This is a genomic window from Litchfieldia alkalitelluris (assembly GCF_002019645.1).
Lineage (GTDB): Bacteria > Bacillota > Bacilli > Bacillales > Bacillaceae_L > Litchfieldia > Litchfieldia alkalitelluris.
On sequence record NZ_KV917374.1, the window covers coordinates 2,620,975 to 2,636,540 of the forward strand.

Below are 15,566 nucleotides of genomic sequence, written 5' to 3' on the forward strand. Positions count from 1 at the left end.
TGTTTTACGGTTTGACAAAATTAAAAACACCACAACTAAAATCAATATGTTGTATGTTTTTAAAAAAGTCGAATACTATATATTGATTTTAATGGTAATGATATGATAAGTTAAGGTTACGAAAAAATTAAGACAGCAACCGAGCTTTTTTATAGAAATAAATGAAAAGTTGCTCGTGGACAAGCTTAAATATAGATAAAAAGGGAGTTGTGGGAATGTCTGTTGCGTTACCTAAAAAAATGAATATTAATGTGGAAAGACTTAATCAAGATATCCGCTTATTTCCTCAAGTACATCAAATTACTGAGGATATGAAGCTATCACACAAGGGGGTATCTCGATTAGTCATGCTTGATCGGTATACATTCAAGGATACCGAAAAGCTTACATTAGCAGAAGGAGATTTCGTTGTTCTTACAATTAAGGAAGATCCGAAATTTCCTGCTCGTGGACTTGGCTTTATTGTTGGCATTGATTGGGAGCAAAAAACGGCTCAAGTACTTGTTGATGAGGAATACAGAGGTGTGCTTGATAAGCCTGAAGAAATTGAAACAGGTATTGTGAACCGCTCACTTGATGTGATTGAGAAGCCACTTGAAGTCTTTTATGAGCAAATTGCTATGAGAAACGCAACAGGACTAGCTTCTGTAGAAACAACAGAAGAAAAGCGTCAAGAATGGTTTGAGAAGTTCTATAATGAACTTTCTAGTTTAAACTTCATTCCAGCTGGACGAGTTCTTTATGGAGCAGGAGCAGATACAGATGTAACATACTTTAATTGTTATGTTATGCCATTTGTGCAAGACTCGCGTGAGGGGATCTCAGAGCACCGTAAGCAAGTGATGGAAATCATGAGCCGTGGTGGTGGAGTTGGAACAAACGGTTCGACACTGCGTCCACGTAACACGTTAGCACGAGGTGTAAATGGGAAATCATCTGGTTCTGTATCGTGGTTAGATGATATTGCTAAGTTAACACATCTTGTTGAGCAAGGTGGGTCCCGTTAAATTAAAATCCACATGGCGGGATTGAAATCTCGTGAATTGCTGGAACACCCTAAAGGTTCATCAACCACAACGTGACTGGTAACGGTGAGCGTGATGGTTCAAAAATGATGAACATATAAATGGGCAATCAGCAGCGAAGCATCTTGGGAAACTGAGATGAACGTTCAGAGACTATCGAAAGTACCTAAGTTTAACTACAAATAAAATATGGTACAAGTAGGTCGAAGGGTAAGATTCTTTCGAGGCGCGAGACAGGGATTAATAATTTTATCCTTGATGATATAGTCCGAACTCATGTGAAAGCATGAGAGTTAGGCAGAAATGACCTAACCTCCTTAATAGGAGTAACAAATTGCGTGGTGCCCAAATGATCATGTTAGCGGATTGAATTTTGTCGAAATACTAGTCCGCGTCATTCAGAAATGAGTGACAAGTAAATCAGGTGAATTGCGAGGAAATCCTTAGAGTCATCCAAGCTACAACGTGACTGGAAACGGTGAGCGTGAATGCTATAAAAATTGGTTGAATTGGACAATTCGCAGCCAAGCACCGTATAGGTGAAGGTTCAAAGACTATCGAAAATATCAAATATAGAAGATATGAGTAGAGTAGGGAAGGATTATACCTTTTCGAAGCGCCTGGCCCCTAACAGGTTATGCTGAGGGTGATGATATAGTCTAGACCGTCTGCTTAAATGCAGAGTTAAAGTATCTCGAAAGAGACGGTATATACGTGGCATCCAGACATCATTGAATTCATTATCTCAAAAATGCAAAACCCAAGAATCCTTCGATTCTTAATCGAAAGTACAAACGATGAAGCAATTAAAAAATATGCACAAGATAAATTAAAATTTACACCACTTACAGAACAAGAAGTAGCAATGTATCAAGGAATTACTAACTATAAACAAATTCCAGGCTATGGTGGTTTTAGTGAAAAAATCATCCAAGAAGCAGAGCTTAAATTAAATGTTGGTGGAAACTACAGTGTCCATAACTCAGAATTCCTTACTGGAGCAAATATCTCTGTTTGCTTAACAAAAGAATTCATGGATGCAGTTGAGCAAGATGCTGTATATGAACTACGATTCCCTGATGTAGAAAGCTATGATCAAGATCAGATGAAGCTATATAATGAAGAGTGGCATAATGTTGGAGACGTTAGAGAGTGGGAAAAACAAGGAAATAAGGTCCGCGTTTACCGTAAAATTAAAGCAAAAGAGCTTTGGAACTTAATTAACATTTGTGCAACATACTCAGCAGAGCCTGGTATCTTCTTCATAGATAATGCAAATGACATGACAAATGCGAAAGCATATGGTCAACAAGTTGTTGCAACAAACCCGTGTGGTGAATAGCTTGCCTCACGTAAAAAATTGCGGGATAAAGCGGGAAGGCTGAAATGCTAATCCGAACCGAAGACTAGAAGTAAAGTTCTAGTCAGGGGCAACGCATAGGTGGTGAACCTCGATAAGAGAATATAATCCACCCACGAGACCGCAACATTACACACACATAAACCTAAATTTTTACTTTCGTAACAATATGAGGTGATAAGATATGAATAGGGGATATGCAGGTTTCTATAAAGGTCACTATTTAAGAAGTTCTTATGAATATGCATATGCTAAATACCTTGATTTTCATTTGATACCTTGGGGTTATGAAGAAGAAGTATTTGATTTAGGATATAAAAAGTATAAACCTGATTTTTTCTTTTATGATGACGAAAAACTGATAAAGATAGTGGAAATTAAATCTAGAGATAAGAATGTTAAGGATCAAGCCACAAAAGCTTTAAATGCCATTGTTCAAAAGTACAACATTAGTTGTGAATTGATCTCTTATGAGGAATTATTAGAGCTCTACAAAAGCTTACCATTCTCGTTAAATTCAACAATTACAGAATGGATTAATTCAAAGGACACTACCGTAAATAAAGCAGCTTATGGTGAGTTAAATAGTCACTTTAATTTCAAACACAGCATTGATACCAAAATGAAAATTGGTAATCATACTAAGAAACTATGGGCTTCAGACAGTGTTTCTAAACAGAATATGATTGAGGGCCTAAGGAAATCTGGCTTAGTGCAGAAGGGGAAATATAAAAAACCTCGAGAGGTCAGAATGTGTAAAGAGTGTAGCAAACCATTCGAAGTTATTATTTCCTCCCCGAAACTATATTGTAGTCGAAACTGCTCTGGAATAGTTGCTGTGAGAACTGCCAAATTTACAAATATGGAATGTCGGAGTGAAAATCATAAAGCTATTAAAGAATTTATTATACAATGGTCATTAAAAAATGCAGACCTTATTCTAGATACACCATATAACAAGATAAAAACCACTTTACAACCGTTAATCGTAGATATTCATAAGAAGTTTAGAGTTAAAGACTTCAGGGTTATCTCTAAATCAGTTTTTGGAAAAGATCAAGGAAGAAAAGAACTCTTAAAGTTTATGAAAGATGTGTGTAATGAAAATGTATGCTGAACTTACAGGAATAAAACTGTAAGAACTATTGGATAAAAAGCCGATAGGATAACAAAATTGGAGCAACCACTCGCACCATATAGTGTGTGTAACCTTGCAGCTGTAAACTTAGCTGAAATGGCTAATAAAGAAACAAAAACAGTTAATTTCGAAAAACTTAGAAAAACCGTTGAAGTCGGAGTAAGAATGCAGGATAACGTTATTAATGCAACTCCGTACTTCTTAGAGCCAAATAAAAAGCAAGCTCTTGGTGAGCGTCGTGTTGGTCTTGGTGTAATGGGACTACATGATTTACTAATATACTGTGAAACAGAGTATGGTTCTGAAAAAGGAAACAAACTAGTTGATGAAGTTTTTGAAACAATAGCAACTACTGCATACCGTGCATCAGTTGAACTTGCTAAAGAAAAGGGAAGCTTCCCATTCTTAGTGGGCGAAAATGACTCTGAAACAAATCGTCTTCGTGATGCATTTACTAACACTGGATTTATGCAAAAAATGCCTGAAGATATTAGAGAAGATATTAAAGAATTCGGTATCCGTAACTCTCATTTATTAACCGTTGCTCCTACGGGAAGCACTGGAACAATGGTCGGAGTTTCAACAGGATTAGAACCATACTTCTCATTCTCTTACTTCAGAAGCGGACGTTTAGGTAAGTTTATTGAAGTAAAAGCAGATATCGTTCAAGAATTCCTTGATAAAAACCCTGAGGTAGATCCAAACAACTTACCGAGCTGGTTTGTGTCAGCAATGGAGCTTGCACCTGAAGCACATGCTGATGTTCAATGTATTATCCAACGCTGGATTGATAGTTCAATTAGTAAAACAGTTAATGCTCCAAAAGGATATACTGTAGAGCAAGTTGAAGCTGTTTACGAGCGTCTTTATAAAGGTGGAGCTAAGGGTGGAACTGTTTACGTTGACGGAAGTCGTGACGCACAGGTTCTTACACTAAAAGCTGAGGAAAATACGTTTGAAGAAGAAGTAGAGGTAAACCAAAATAAAAAGAGTCATGTGGTACTAGTTGATACGATTAATGACTTACGTTCTACTAACGTAACAATTGGATCTGAGGTAGGTAATACTTGTCCGGTTTGTCGTGAAGGTACTGTTGAAGATTTAGGAGGATGTAACACTTGTACAAGCTGTGGTGCACAGTTGAAGTGTGGTCTATAAGGTAAAATAAATCCTGTTACTAGGTGTTGTTGACGGGAAGAAACAATACAAGTAGTAAATGAAGGAGACCAATTAGCATAGCTATTTGGTCTCTTCATTTACTCTTAAGTTTTGATTTATTGGGATTTATCCTTAAAATTCGCACGCTTTTAGCTTGCAAATTTATCAGATGCATAATGATTATCATGCAGTGTTTGATTTCTTTGTTATTTGTCTAATAAAATAAATGTAAAGCATAGGATGGTTTATCATTAAACGAGTACTTGAAATAAGGGCATATTTTCCCTTAATAGTGGTGAATATAGCTTGAATAGGGGTAATTAAGGGGAAATTTTCCCTTTAAGCAAAGCGCAATCACCCTATTTTCATGTTTTTTAGGTAGATAGCGGAAAATTTTACCTCTATTTAAGCTATTTTCTGTTCCATTTCCTAAATAAGGGAAATTTCTCCCTTTATTTTTCAGCGCATGCTGCCGATTCCTTCATCATCTTGGTCCAGGGTTTCCGCTTTTTTATAGCTGGATGGGACGATGAATTAATGTTACAAGCAAAACGTTCCGAGCCTTTTCACTTTATCTTAAATCATATGCTTTTTAACTGTGCATTTTCCATTGTTAAATCCATCTTCGCCTCCAAAACGGAATCCGTTACTATTAGGTAACGGGTTTTTTTGCCTATTATTCACCCCACATATGGAAAGCATTACTTAATTTTAAACCTTTTTTTAGACCATACTAAGCCTTAGTAGACATTCAAATGAGGTGAGTTTATGGAACCATTTATGCCACAGCTTGTGTACATTGAGCCTAAAGCATTAGATTATCCACTTGGCAGAGAATTAAAAGATAAGTTTGAGAATCTCGGGGTTGAAATTAGAGAAACAACTTCACATAATCAAGTGCGAGGAATACCTGGTGATAATGAGTTTCAGCAGTACCGAAACGCAAAATCTACCTTGGTTGTAGGATTAAGACGAACATTGAAATTTGATACATCCAAACCGTCTGCTGAATATGCCATTCCTTTGGCCACTGGCTGTATGGGACATTGTCATTATTGCTATTTGCAAACAACATTAGGAAGTAAGCCTTATATACGTACTTATGTGAATCTAGAAGATATTTTTGAGCAAGCAGATAAATATATGAAAGAGCGAGAGCCTGAAATCACCCGATTTGAGGCTGCCTGTACATCTGATATCGTCGGAATTGATCACTTAACTCATTCGTTAAAAAAGACCATTGAGTTCATGGGAGAGAAGGACTTTGGACAACTAAGGTTTGTGACCAAATACCATCATGTTGATCATCTTCTTGATGCAAAGCACAATGGTAGAACAAGGTTCCGCTTTAGCGTGAATTCAAGGTATGTCATTAAAAATTTTGAACCAGGAACATCTTCTTTTGATGAGCGCCTGGAAGCAGCTAGAAAGGTTGCAAATGCAGATTATCCACTTGGCTTTATAGTTGCTCCGATATATATGCATGAAGACTGGCAGGAAGGGTATTTCGAGCTGTTTGAAAGACTTTACAATTCACTTAAGGGTGTAAATGTAGACAATTTAACCTTTGAATTAATACAGCATAGATTTACCAAACCTGCTAAAAAGGTCATTGCAAAACGGTATCCGAAAACAAAGCTCGAGATGGATGAAACGAAACGAAAATATAAGTGGGGCAGATATGGAATTGGGAAATATGTTTACAAAGACGAAGAAGCAAATGATATAGAAACAACAATTAAAAGATATATTCATGAATTTTTTCCACAAGCAGAGGTTCAGTATTTCACATAAAAAGTAGAGGGAACAAGCTATTTGTTCTCTTTTTTGTGTCGAAAATGTACTATTTTATCTCTCTAACGCTTAAGAATGTAGGGTGACGGTTTTTATCCGACAACAGCGATCGGAGGGAAAGCACTTGTACATAGATGGGGTTTTTTCTGGAGGGGGAATAAAAGGGTTTGCACTGATTGGCGCCTATGCAGCTCTCGAGGAAAAAGGAATTAAATTTAAATGTTTAGCTGGAACAAGTGCTGGAGCAATCATTGCAGCTCTCATTAAAGCGGGCTATACAAGTGAAGAACTAGAAAAAATTATGGATGCCATCGAGTTGAAGGACTTCTTAGATGCAAGGAAAACCTTCCTTCCTATTCCTTTTGCGAAATGGTTGTTTTTATATAAAAGATTAGGACTATATAGAGGTGAGGTACTAGAAAAATGGCTAGAAGCTCTTCTATCAGCCAAAGGAATTGCTACTTTTGGGGATTTACCACCAGACTCCTTAAAACTTGTTGCCTCTAATTTAACAATGGGAACTTTAATTGTTTTACCTGATGATCTACCGAGGTATGGTATAAATCCGTCCTCTTTTTCGGTTGCCAAAGCTGTACGAATGAGTTGTAGTTTACCTTACTTCTTTGAACCGGTAAAATTAAAGCCAAGAACGGGTGCTCACCTTATTGTTGATGGAGGTGTGTTAAGTAATTTTCCGATTTGGCTTTTTGAAAAAGCATTAGATAGCCGAAAACGGCCTGTGTTAGGTGTGAAATTGTCAGCGAATTTTTACAATCAACCGGTTCATAAAGTAGATAATGCCATTTCGTTATTTACATCGCTTTTCGATACGATGATGAAAGCGCATGACCTTAAGTATATCTCTCGTGTTCATGAAGATCATATTGTCTTTATACCCGTTGAAGGGGGATTAACAACCGAGTTCAATCTTGATGATGAGCAAAAACACAAATTAATCCAACATGGGAAAGAACGCACTGAACAATTCTTGAAAAAATGGTCTTATTAAACAAAAAAAATCAAGCATTTAAAAAAATGCTCGATTTTTCTTTTTGCCTTTTTTACCTTCAATCACAGTTAAATGAGAGGGAGATGATTTTTTGCGTTTTCCGGATTGAAGTGGTGACGCTTTTTTAGGGCTTGAAGATAATTTTTTGCCCTCAACAACCTTAGAAACTGGTTTTTGTTGGGTTTGCTCATTGAAACGTCTCTTAGATTGTTTGGCTGCACGTCTGTATGCACTATAGTCATTCCCACTTCCACCAAGGCGACGTCTCATATAGATCTTGTAAATAAGGAAGATAATAGCTCCAAAAAATACAATGGATCCTAACTGAACTAGTAGCCGTGAAGGTTGTGTAAATAATGTATAAAGAATACCAATGACGCCTAACGTGATGATTGAATATACAAAAAGGTTTGAACGACGATTCATGAGTAACACCTCCGATTTGCCTCTTTACTTATTGTATTAATCGTCAAATAGCTTGTTGCATAAAATTCTTCGTTTTATGTACTTCTTTTGCTTTTTTTTCAGGTAATAATCTTATTTCTGGGCGGATTTTACTCTTAGCTCTAATAAAAGAGATTTCTCTACTTATATTCTACAAGAAAACAGAATAAACCTCTAGATGAATCATAGCTTTTTACATATTTTACCCAACAATTTCCTTTCATACACCTAGCAGAATAAAATTTTGATCTTCTAATAGCTAGGACTAAGAGTGTATTCGGCTTGTTCAACTCTCTTGGTTAAAAAAGTTTATAAATATAACAAGTTATCTTGTTAAGTGGATTAAAGATGAAGATGATAAAATATATATCATCCATCAATTTCTAAAAAGGAAAATAACTCCGCTATTCCCAAATAAATAGATTGCAGAAATGAGGGACATAATAAATAGCGGAGGTGTTTAGTGTGGAAGCAGAAAAGAAAAATCCTAACTTAGAACAAAATCAAAAACCAGAAGATCTATCTATGATCACGAAAGTCGTCATTATAGGATTATTCGGGGGTCTATTTTGGAGCTTTTTGAACTATGGAACCTATGTGTTTAACTTTACAGAAATTAGTCCAAACCTTGTTCTACAGCCTTGGGCTATAGGTGATTGGAAAAATCGTGTCCTTGGCCAATTTATCGGCATTGCAGTGATCGGAGTACTTTCAATTGGAGTTGCACTTGTATATTATGCACTACTAAGGAAGTTTCAAAAGATTTGGGTAGGGATGGCTTTTGGTCTACTATTATGGGCATTAGTATTCTTTGTTTTAAATCCTATTTTTCCAAATCTGCAATCAGTCCCAGAACTAGGAAGAAATACAAATATAACAACGATTTGCTTTTATATTTTATATGGAGTATTCATAGGGTACTCAATATCCTTTGAAGCTAATGAGTTTAATCATGAATCGGAAGTAGCTGCTATAGATGACTAATTTCCCAACCAATCCTTCTTTATGGTAGAATGTTCTTAATTGAACATTCTATTTTTTTCTTTATTTTTTAAAATAATAAAGCTAAAAGAATAGACATGAAAACCTAACTTACATATTTTATTTTGTGAAAAAGCGGGGGAAGAATATGGGGAAACTTGAAAAATTACGTGAAGGCTTTAAGGAATATGGAATTGACGGGTTACTTGTTACAAACAGTTATAACAGAAGATATATGACTGGTTTCACAGGTACAGCAGGTGTAGTACTAATTTCTGAGACAAAATCAGTATTTATTACCGATTTCCGTTATGTTGAGCAAGCAAGTGAGCAAATTGAAGGTTTTGAAGTCGTTCAGCATACTGGTCAACTTATAGACGAGGTTGCAAAACAAGCTGTAGATATGGGAATTAAGAAGCTTGGTTTTGAGCAAGATGACTTGTCGTTCTCGACTTATAGTTCATATAACAATACCACGGAAGCTGAATTAGTCCCAGTTTCTAATGCGGTTGAAAAGTTACGCTTGATTAAGTCTGAATCAGAGATTAAGATATTAAAGGAAGCAGCTGAGATTGCAGATGCAGCATATACACATATTTTAGGATATATTCGTCCAGGAATAAGTGAGTTAGATGTATCAAATGAACTAGAATTCTTTATGAGAAAACAAGGTGCAGTATCTTCTTCTTTTGATATTATTGTCGCATCAGGAGTTCGCTCCGCATTGCCACACGGCGTGGCGACTGATAAAATCATTGAAAAAGGCGACTTTGTAACGCTAGATTTCGGGGCATATTATAAAGGTTATTGCTCTGATATCACAAGAACTCTTGCAGTTGGAACACCAAGTGACGAATTGAAAAACATTTACAATATTGTTCTTGAAGCACAATTGCGTGGTATGGATGGCATCAAACCTGGGTTAACAGGGAAGCAAGCTGATGCATTAACACGTGATTACATTACCGAAAAAGGTTATGGACAATATTTTGGCCATTCAACAGGTCATGGGTTAGGTATGGAAGTACATGAACAACCAGGTCTTTCAGTGAAATCTGATATGATCTTAACACCAGGAATGGTTGTCACAGTTGAACCAGGTATTTACATAGCGGGTCTTGGTGGCGTTCGAATCGAAGATGATACAGTCATTACCGAAAATGGCAACGAATCATTGACATATTCTACTAAAGAACTAATCATTTTATAAAATGTATATCTATACTATTTAAGTTTAAACCATGGAACATGAAACGAGTTTACATTCTCAGTGTGGAATGAGCGGAGAGCCATGCCACTCCTGCGGGATATATGGTGTAGGGGAGACCCCACAGGAGCCTGCGACGAGGAGACTCCCCACGCCGCCCGCGGGAAGGGCATGGGTCGCAGCGATTGGAACTTCCCAACCTAAGTTATTTAAGATAGCCAATCTCAAAAACGGATTTATATTTTAGGAGGATTTTTTTACATGATTTCAGTTAACGATTTTCGTACAGGATTAACAATTGAAGTAGACGGAGGCATTTGGAGAGTAATGGACTTCCAGCACGTTAAACCAGGTAAAGGTGCTGCATTTGTTCGCTCAAAGCTTCGTAACCTTCGTACAGGTGCTGTACAAGAAAAAACTTTCCGTGCTGGTGAAAAAGTAGCAAAAGCACAAATCGAAAACCGCAAAATGCAATATCTATACGCAAATGGTGAAATGCATGTATTCATGGATAATCTATCATATGAGCAAATTGAACTCCCAGCATCAGCAATTGAGTATGAGCTAAAGTTCTTGAAAGAAAACATGGAAGTTCAGATTATGACTTTCGGCCATGAAACACTAGGTGTTGAACTACCAAATACAGTGGAATTAAAAGTAGCAGAAACGGAGCCAGGAATCAAAGGTGATACTGCTTCAGGTGGAACAAAGCCAGCGATTTTAGAAACTGGTTTATCTGTTCAAGTACCATTCTTTATTAATGAAGGTGATGTGTTAATTATTAACACAACTGAAGCATCTTACGTTTCTAGAGCTTAATCATAATTCCGATAAAAGAACCTATTCCGTTGAGTAGGTTCTTTTTTGTGTAATCTCCACGCAATGACGGTCAATCCCACAAATGAAATGACGACCATCCAAAAAATATTCCCAATTTTAAAGCTAAGGTTAACTTCCATTTATCAACCATACAAAATTTTTCACTTCTTAAAAACGGATCCACTGCATAGGTTGTACAAATAAAAACTTTCAACAGGTTTTGGAGGATCTTACATGAGAAGATGGCTATCTTTAATAGAAACAAGTGTACTATCAATGGCGGGACTGCGTATTCTTTCGGCCTCGATCGAATTAACTGCAGCAATTTTAATGCTGGTATTTAATGATGTCAAAAAAGCAATTGCTATCAACGCGTTATTAGCGGTAGTTGGTCCAGTGATCTTAATTACAACGATGGCGATTGGACTGCTTAGTATTGCTGATGATCTATCATTTTCAAAACTCTTTTTTGTTGCGTTAGGAGTTGGCTTTATTTTATTTGGAATTTATAAATAGTTTTAGTTGTATTTAAGCTGTTTCTTAAACGTTGTTGCTTTTCGCACAGCAGCCAATTTATGAAAAGTGCCTTATTTTATGAGGCATAAAGTGGTCAAGCCTGCATACATTGAAATAAGAGTCTATCGAAATTTACTAGAATTTATTTTAGCAAAGGTACAAAGAATGGGTTAATGGAGGAATGAACCATGCAAGAAATTGTCGATTTATTACCAGCAACCATTGCAGAGATTATACGAAGCTATCCTCCTTCTTTAAAGGAAAAGATTGAAGAAATAAGAATACGAGTTTCAAGGCCTGTCGAACTTGTGGTTGCAGGAAATCCGCACTTTCAGAGTCATATTGTTACTGCTGAAGAAGGAATTCAGCTGCTTAATCGCTTGAGTCAGTACTCTATTTACGCTTTAGAGGAAGAGCTTAAAAGAGGTTATATCACGGTTCAAGGCGGTCATCGTGTAGGACTAGCTGGAAAAGTAATTACAGAGCAAGGGAAGGTAAAGGCAATCAGAGATATCACTTCCTTTAATATACGGATTGCAAAACAAAAAATAGGGATTGCTGCTCCTGTTGCACCACTTTTGTATAAGAATAAGTGGTTGAATACTATTATTATTGGTCCGCCTCAAACAGGAAAGACAACCATGTTGAGGGATATTGCTAGAATCATAAGTTTAGGAGATGAGCTAGTAGGTGTTCCTTCGAGCAAGGTTGGAATTGTTGATGAGAGATCGGAAATAGCTGGGTGTGTAAAAGGAATTCCACAACAGACACTTGGGCCAAGGGTCGATGTTTTAGATGCCTGCCCAAAAGCAGAGGGCATGATGATGATGATTCGTTCGATGAGCCCAGAGGTGTTGGTCGTCGATGAGATTGGCCGACAAGAGGATAGTGAAGCGATTCTTGAAGCTGTTAATGCTGGTGTATCTTTAATGATAACTGTTCATGGAGAAAAATTAGCGGATCTTTATAAGCGTCCGACCTTGAAACCGCTGCTCGAGATAGGAGTTTTTGAGAGGTTTATTGAACTAACTCGTACAAGTGGACCAGGAACGATTAGAGCCGTCTTAAATCAGCATGGAAAAGAAATACATTCAAAAATAGAGAGAGTGACCTATTGATGAAAATCCTTGGTGCTATTTTTATCTTGGCTGCCTCGACATGGATTGGGTTTGAGATTTCCAAGCACTTAAATGAACGACCGCGTCAATTGCGATATTTACGAACAGCATTAAAATCACTAGAAGCCGAAATTATGTATGGTCATATACCGCTTGATGAAGCAGCTTCAAATCTTTCTCGCCAAGTACCGAAACCTTTATCGTGGTTTTTTGACGTATTTAGCAAAAAACTTCGAAGTGGAGAATTAATGGTCAGGACGGCTTGGGAAGATAGTATGAACGACATATGGAAATTAACTGCTTTTAAGCAGGGTGAATATGAGATCTTAAAGCAATTTGGCGAAACGCTTGGACAAAGTGACCGAGTTTCACAGCAAAAACATATACTTCTGGCTCTCACGCATCTAGAGCGGGAGGAATATGACGCACGGGAAAAACAAGCGAAATATGAAAAAATGATCAAAAGCTTAGGGTTTTTATCAGGGTTATTATTGATCATTTTACTGATGTAGGTAAATAGGGGGAGAAGCGAGTGGGAGTCGATGTAAATGTCATTTTTCAAATTGCTGGTGTAGGAATCGTTGTTGCATTTCTCCACACTATATTAGATCAGATGGGTAAAAAGGAATATGCCCAGTGGGTAACATTACTTGGGTTTATCTATATTTTATTTATGGTTGCGACAATCGTAGAGGATTTGTTTGAAAAAATTAAGTCGGTCTTCCTTTTTCAAGGCTAAAGGGGGTTTTAGTCATTGAAATTATTCAAATTGTAGGATTAGGGTTAGTCGCGACCTTCCTCGCTCTGATCATCAAGGAGCAAAAGCCAACATTTGCGTTTATGCTTGTTGTTTTTGTTGGATGTGTTATTTTTCTTTTTTTAGTCGATCAAATCTCTGAAATTATTAGAATGCTTGAGCGAATAGCTGTCAATGCCAATGTGAATATGGTCTATGTAGAGACAATCTTAAAAATTATTGGGATTGCTTATATCGCAGAATTTGGTGCACAAATCACCAAAGATGCTGGACAAGGTGCGATTGCTTCAAAAATTGAATTAGGCGGTAAAATTCTCATTTTAGCAATGGCTATCCCAATCTTAACTGTCATTATTGAGACTGTAATTAGTTTAATACCAAGGTAAGTTCCTTTAGAGGGGTGAAACAATGTATCGCAAAGCCGTCTTTTTTTTAGTTGTATCGATCACTCTATTATTCATACCTCATGTCGTACAAGCTTCTCCCCAAGAACAGAGTCTCGTTCATGAACAAATTGAAAACCTGGGTCTTGATGAAATCAAACTATATTGGGAAAAAGTCACCACAGAATATGGGGGAGTTCTTCCAGAGAGTCAGAAAGGATCATTAGTTGACTTTATCAGTGGTGAAAAAAAGTTATCTTTAAAAGAATGGTTGCTGGGTTTTCTTAAATACCTATTTTATGAATGTATTGCCCATGGAAAGCTATTAAGCACCCTTATCATGTTAACCATTTTTAGTACGTTTTTACAAACACTTCAAAATTCCTTTGAAAAAAGTACAGTGAGCAAGGTCGCATATGCTTTAGTTTATATGGTCTTAATTATTATCGCCTTAAATACCTTTAGGATGGCGATTATGTACACTGAGGAAGCTATTACAACCATGACTAACTTCATTCTGGCACTAGTCCCATTGTTACTCGCTCTGATCGCTTCATCAGGTGGACTAGCCTCGGCCGCATTTTTTCATCCATTGATTCTGTTCTTAATGAACACGAGCGGGATGCTAATTCAATATGTTGTGTTGCCACTTTTATTTTTATCAGCACTATTAAGTATTGTTAGCACGATTAGTGAGCACTACAAAGTCACACAGCTCGCTCAGTTAATTAGAAATGTCAGTATTGGTTTACTTGGTGCATTTTTGACGATTTTCCTTGGAGTTATCTCTGTCCAGGGCGCATCCTCGGCAGTGGCAGATGGCATTACAATCCGAACAGCTAAATTTATCACAGGTAATTTTGTTCCTGTAGTAGGAAGAATGTTTACGGATGCAACGGATACAGTGATTAGTGCCTCAGTACTATTGAAAAATACGGTAGGCATAGTCGGGGTGATTATATTACTATTACTTGCTGCATTTCCTGCATTAAAGGTCTTGTCGCTTGCCATTATCTATAAGGTTGCAGCGGCACTACTCCAGCCTATTGGTGGAGGTCCGGTTATCGCTTGTTTGGATGTAATTAGTAAGAGTGTGATTTATATTTTTGCTGCACTAGCAATTGTGTCACTGATGTTTTTCTTAAGTATAACAGTCATTATAGCTGCTGGTAATCTCACTATGATGGTCAGGTGAGTCTGGTTTAACGAAACGTTGAGGGGAGGGATTTGTTTTGAGCTTCTTAACAGAATGGATCACAAACATCATATTATTCATCTTGCTTGCAACCATCATTGATATGCTACTCCCAAATTCTAGCATGCAAAAATATGTAAAGATGGTGACAGGGCTCATTCTGATTGTCATTATTTTAACGCCATTATTTAATATTTTATCAAAGGATTTTGAAAATATAGTTGCTTCGATCAACATTTCACCTGTAAATGATGAAAAAAATATGGAAAATTTGATAGAAATGAAAAAAAAAGAAATACAAGCCTCAACTCGTGCATATAGTTTAGAACAAGTGGCTGTCCAAATGAAATCACGAGTGGAAGAGGAGTTGATGGAGAAATATGATTTAGAGGTAAAGGAAGTCATTCTATCATTAAAAGAGGATATCGAACATGCCGAGCCTACTATTGATGATATCGCCTCTATTCAAGTCATCTTAACAGAAAAATTAAATGAGTCAAATGAAATCCCAGTGGTAAAACCAGTAGTTATTGATACCTCCAAACAGCCTAAGCAAGAGGATCAAGGAATGAATGTCAAACCTATTATTACTTATTTATCTACTGAATGGGAAATTCACACAGAAATGATAGAAGTTACTGTGGAAGGAGGGAAAGAGTAGG

General features: G+C 36.9%; 14 protein-coding genes and 3 pseudogenes. 16 read left to right on the top strand and 1 reads right to left on the bottom strand.

Annotated elements, in window-relative coordinates; translation table 11 throughout:
- Window positions 1-215: 215 nt before the first annotated feature.
- From BK579_RS12050 to BK579_RS12075, 6 genes and pseudogenes are all read left to right on the top strand, one after another.
- Window positions 216-1,004: pseudogene (locus tag BK579_RS12050) on the top strand (ribonucleotide reductase N-terminal alpha domain-containing protein); the annotation flags it as partial.
- A gap of 736 nt (window positions 1,005-1,740) precedes the next feature.
- Window positions 1,741-2,364 (top strand): annotated as a pseudogene (locus tag BK579_RS12055) (vitamin B12-dependent ribonucleotide reductase); the annotation flags it as partial.
- Window positions 2,365-2,569: 205 nt separating this feature from the next.
- Complete coding sequence (locus tag BK579_RS12060) at window positions 2,570-3,502, top strand: PDDEXK family nuclease (RefSeq protein ID WP_078545801.1); 933 nt, start codon at window positions 2,570-2,572, stop codon at window positions 3,500-3,502.
- A gap of 60 nt (window positions 3,503-3,562) precedes the next feature.
- A pseudogene (locus tag BK579_RS12065) lies at window positions 3,563-4,681 on the top strand (hypothetical protein); the annotation flags it as partial.
- A gap of 768 nt (window positions 4,682-5,449) precedes the next feature.
- Window positions 5,450-6,475: a spore photoproduct lyase gene (gene splB, locus BK579_RS12070; RefSeq protein ID WP_078545805.1), complete on the top strand. Its 1,026-nt coding sequence runs from the start codon at window positions 5,450-5,452 to the stop codon at window positions 6,473-6,475.
- Window positions 6,476-6,599: 124 nt separating this feature from the next.
- On the top strand, window positions 6,600-7,484 hold the full coding sequence (locus BK579_RS12075) for a patatin-like phospholipase family protein (protein ID WP_078545807.1): 885 nt from the start codon (window positions 6,600-6,602) through the stop codon (window positions 7,482-7,484).
- A gap of 18 nt (window positions 7,485-7,502) precedes the next feature.
- On the opposite strand, the gene BK579_RS12080 is transcribed toward BK579_RS12075, so the two are convergent.
- Window positions 7,503-7,910: an SA1362 family protein gene (locus BK579_RS12080; RefSeq protein ID WP_078545808.1), complete on the bottom strand. Its 408-nt coding sequence runs from the start codon at window positions 7,908-7,910 to the stop codon at window positions 7,503-7,505.
- Window positions 7,911-8,393: 483 nt separating this feature from the next.
- Here BK579_RS12080 and BK579_RS12085 point away from each other — a divergent pair, with 483 nt between their 5' ends.
- The 10 genes from BK579_RS12085 (at window position 8,394) to spoIIIAF (ending at window position 15,565) form a co-directional block, all read left to right on the top strand.
- Window positions 8,394-8,912, top strand: coding sequence for a YqhR family membrane protein (locus BK579_RS12085; RefSeq protein WP_235848416.1), 519 nt, complete (start codon window positions 8,394-8,396; stop codon window positions 8,910-8,912).
- A 145-nt stretch (window positions 8,913-9,057) separates the two neighbouring features.
- Window positions 9,058-10,119 carry a M24 family metallopeptidase gene (locus BK579_RS12090; RefSeq protein ID WP_078545809.1) on the top strand — a complete coding sequence of 354 codons (1,062 nt, stop codon included), beginning with the start codon at window positions 9,058-9,060 and terminating at the stop codon, window positions 10,117-10,119.
- A gap of 258 nt (window positions 10,120-10,377) precedes the next feature.
- Window positions 10,378-10,935, top strand: a complete 558-nt coding sequence (efp, locus tag BK579_RS12095) for an elongation factor P (protein ID WP_078545810.1) — start codon at window positions 10,378-10,380, stop codon at window positions 10,933-10,935.
- 234 nt (window positions 10,936-11,169) lie between these two features.
- Entirely contained in the window at window positions 11,170-11,451 is a 282-nt protein-coding gene (locus BK579_RS12100; RefSeq protein WP_078545811.1) for a YqhV family protein, read from the top strand.
- A 188-nt stretch (window positions 11,452-11,639) separates the two neighbouring features.
- On the top strand, window positions 11,640-12,569 hold the full coding sequence (gene spoIIIAA / locus BK579_RS12105) for a stage III sporulation protein AA (RefSeq protein WP_078545812.1): 930 nt from the start codon (window positions 11,640-11,642) through the stop codon (window positions 12,567-12,569).
- Window positions 12,569-13,081: a stage III sporulation protein SpoIIIAB gene (spoIIIAB, locus tag BK579_RS12110; RefSeq protein WP_204524712.1), complete on the top strand. Its 513-nt coding sequence runs from the start codon at window positions 12,569-12,571 to the stop codon at window positions 13,079-13,081. Before spoIIIAA ends, spoIIIAB begins: the two co-directional genes overlap by 1 nt.
- Before the next feature lie 20 nt (window positions 13,082-13,101).
- On the top strand, window positions 13,102-13,308 hold the full coding sequence (gene spoIIIAC / locus BK579_RS12115; protein ID WP_078545814.1) for a stage III sporulation protein AC: 207 nt from the start codon (window positions 13,102-13,104) through the stop codon (window positions 13,306-13,308).
- A 14-nt stretch (window positions 13,309-13,322) separates the two neighbouring features.
- The gene (spoIIIAD, locus tag BK579_RS12120) at window positions 13,323-13,712 is read left to right on the top strand and encodes a stage III sporulation protein AD (RefSeq protein ID WP_268876556.1); all 390 of its coding nucleotides are present in this window, start codon (window positions 13,323-13,325) and stop codon (window positions 13,710-13,712) included.
- 22 nt (window positions 13,713-13,734) lie between these two features.
- Window positions 13,735-14,904 (top strand): stage III sporulation protein AE, encoded by a 1,170-nt coding sequence (spoIIIAE, locus tag BK579_RS12125; protein ID WP_078545816.1) that lies wholly within the window; start codon window positions 13,735-13,737, stop codon window positions 14,902-14,904.
- Between the two features lie 37 nt (window positions 14,905-14,941).
- Entirely contained in the window at window positions 14,942-15,565 is a 624-nt protein-coding gene (gene spoIIIAF / locus BK579_RS12130; protein ID WP_078545817.1) for a stage III sporulation protein AF, read from the top strand.
- Window position 15,566 lies beyond the last annotated feature (1 nt).

Bases quoted from the DNA above. Each gene is read 5' to 3' on its own strand.
- BK579_RS12060 (WP_078545801.1), top strand. From the start codon at position 2,570: ATGAATAGGGGATATGCAGGTTTCTATAAAGGTCACTATTTAAGAAGT.
- splB (WP_078545805.1), top strand. From the start codon at position 5,450: ATGGAACCATTTATGCCACAGCTTGTGTACATTGAGCCTAAAGCATTA.
- BK579_RS12080 (WP_078545808.1), bottom strand. From the start codon at position 7,910: ATGAATCGTCGTTCAAACCTTTTTGTATATTCAATCATCACGTTAGGC.
- BK579_RS12090 (WP_078545809.1), top strand. From the start codon at position 9,058: ATGGGGAAACTTGAAAAATTACGTGAAGGCTTTAAGGAATATGGAATT.
- efp (WP_078545810.1), top strand. From the start codon at position 10,378: ATGATTTCAGTTAACGATTTTCGTACAGGATTAACAATTGAAGTAGAC.
- BK579_RS12100 (WP_078545811.1), top strand. From the start codon at position 11,170: ATGAGAAGATGGCTATCTTTAATAGAAACAAGTGTACTATCAATGGCG.
- spoIIIAA (WP_078545812.1), top strand. From the start codon at position 11,640: ATGCAAGAAATTGTCGATTTATTACCAGCAACCATTGCAGAGATTATA.
- spoIIIAB (WP_204524712.1), top strand. From the start codon at position 12,569: ATGAAAATCCTTGGTGCTATTTTTATCTTGGCTGCCTCGACATGGATT.
- spoIIIAE (WP_078545816.1), top strand. From the start codon at position 13,735: ATGTATCGCAAAGCCGTCTTTTTTTTAGTTGTATCGATCACTCTATTA.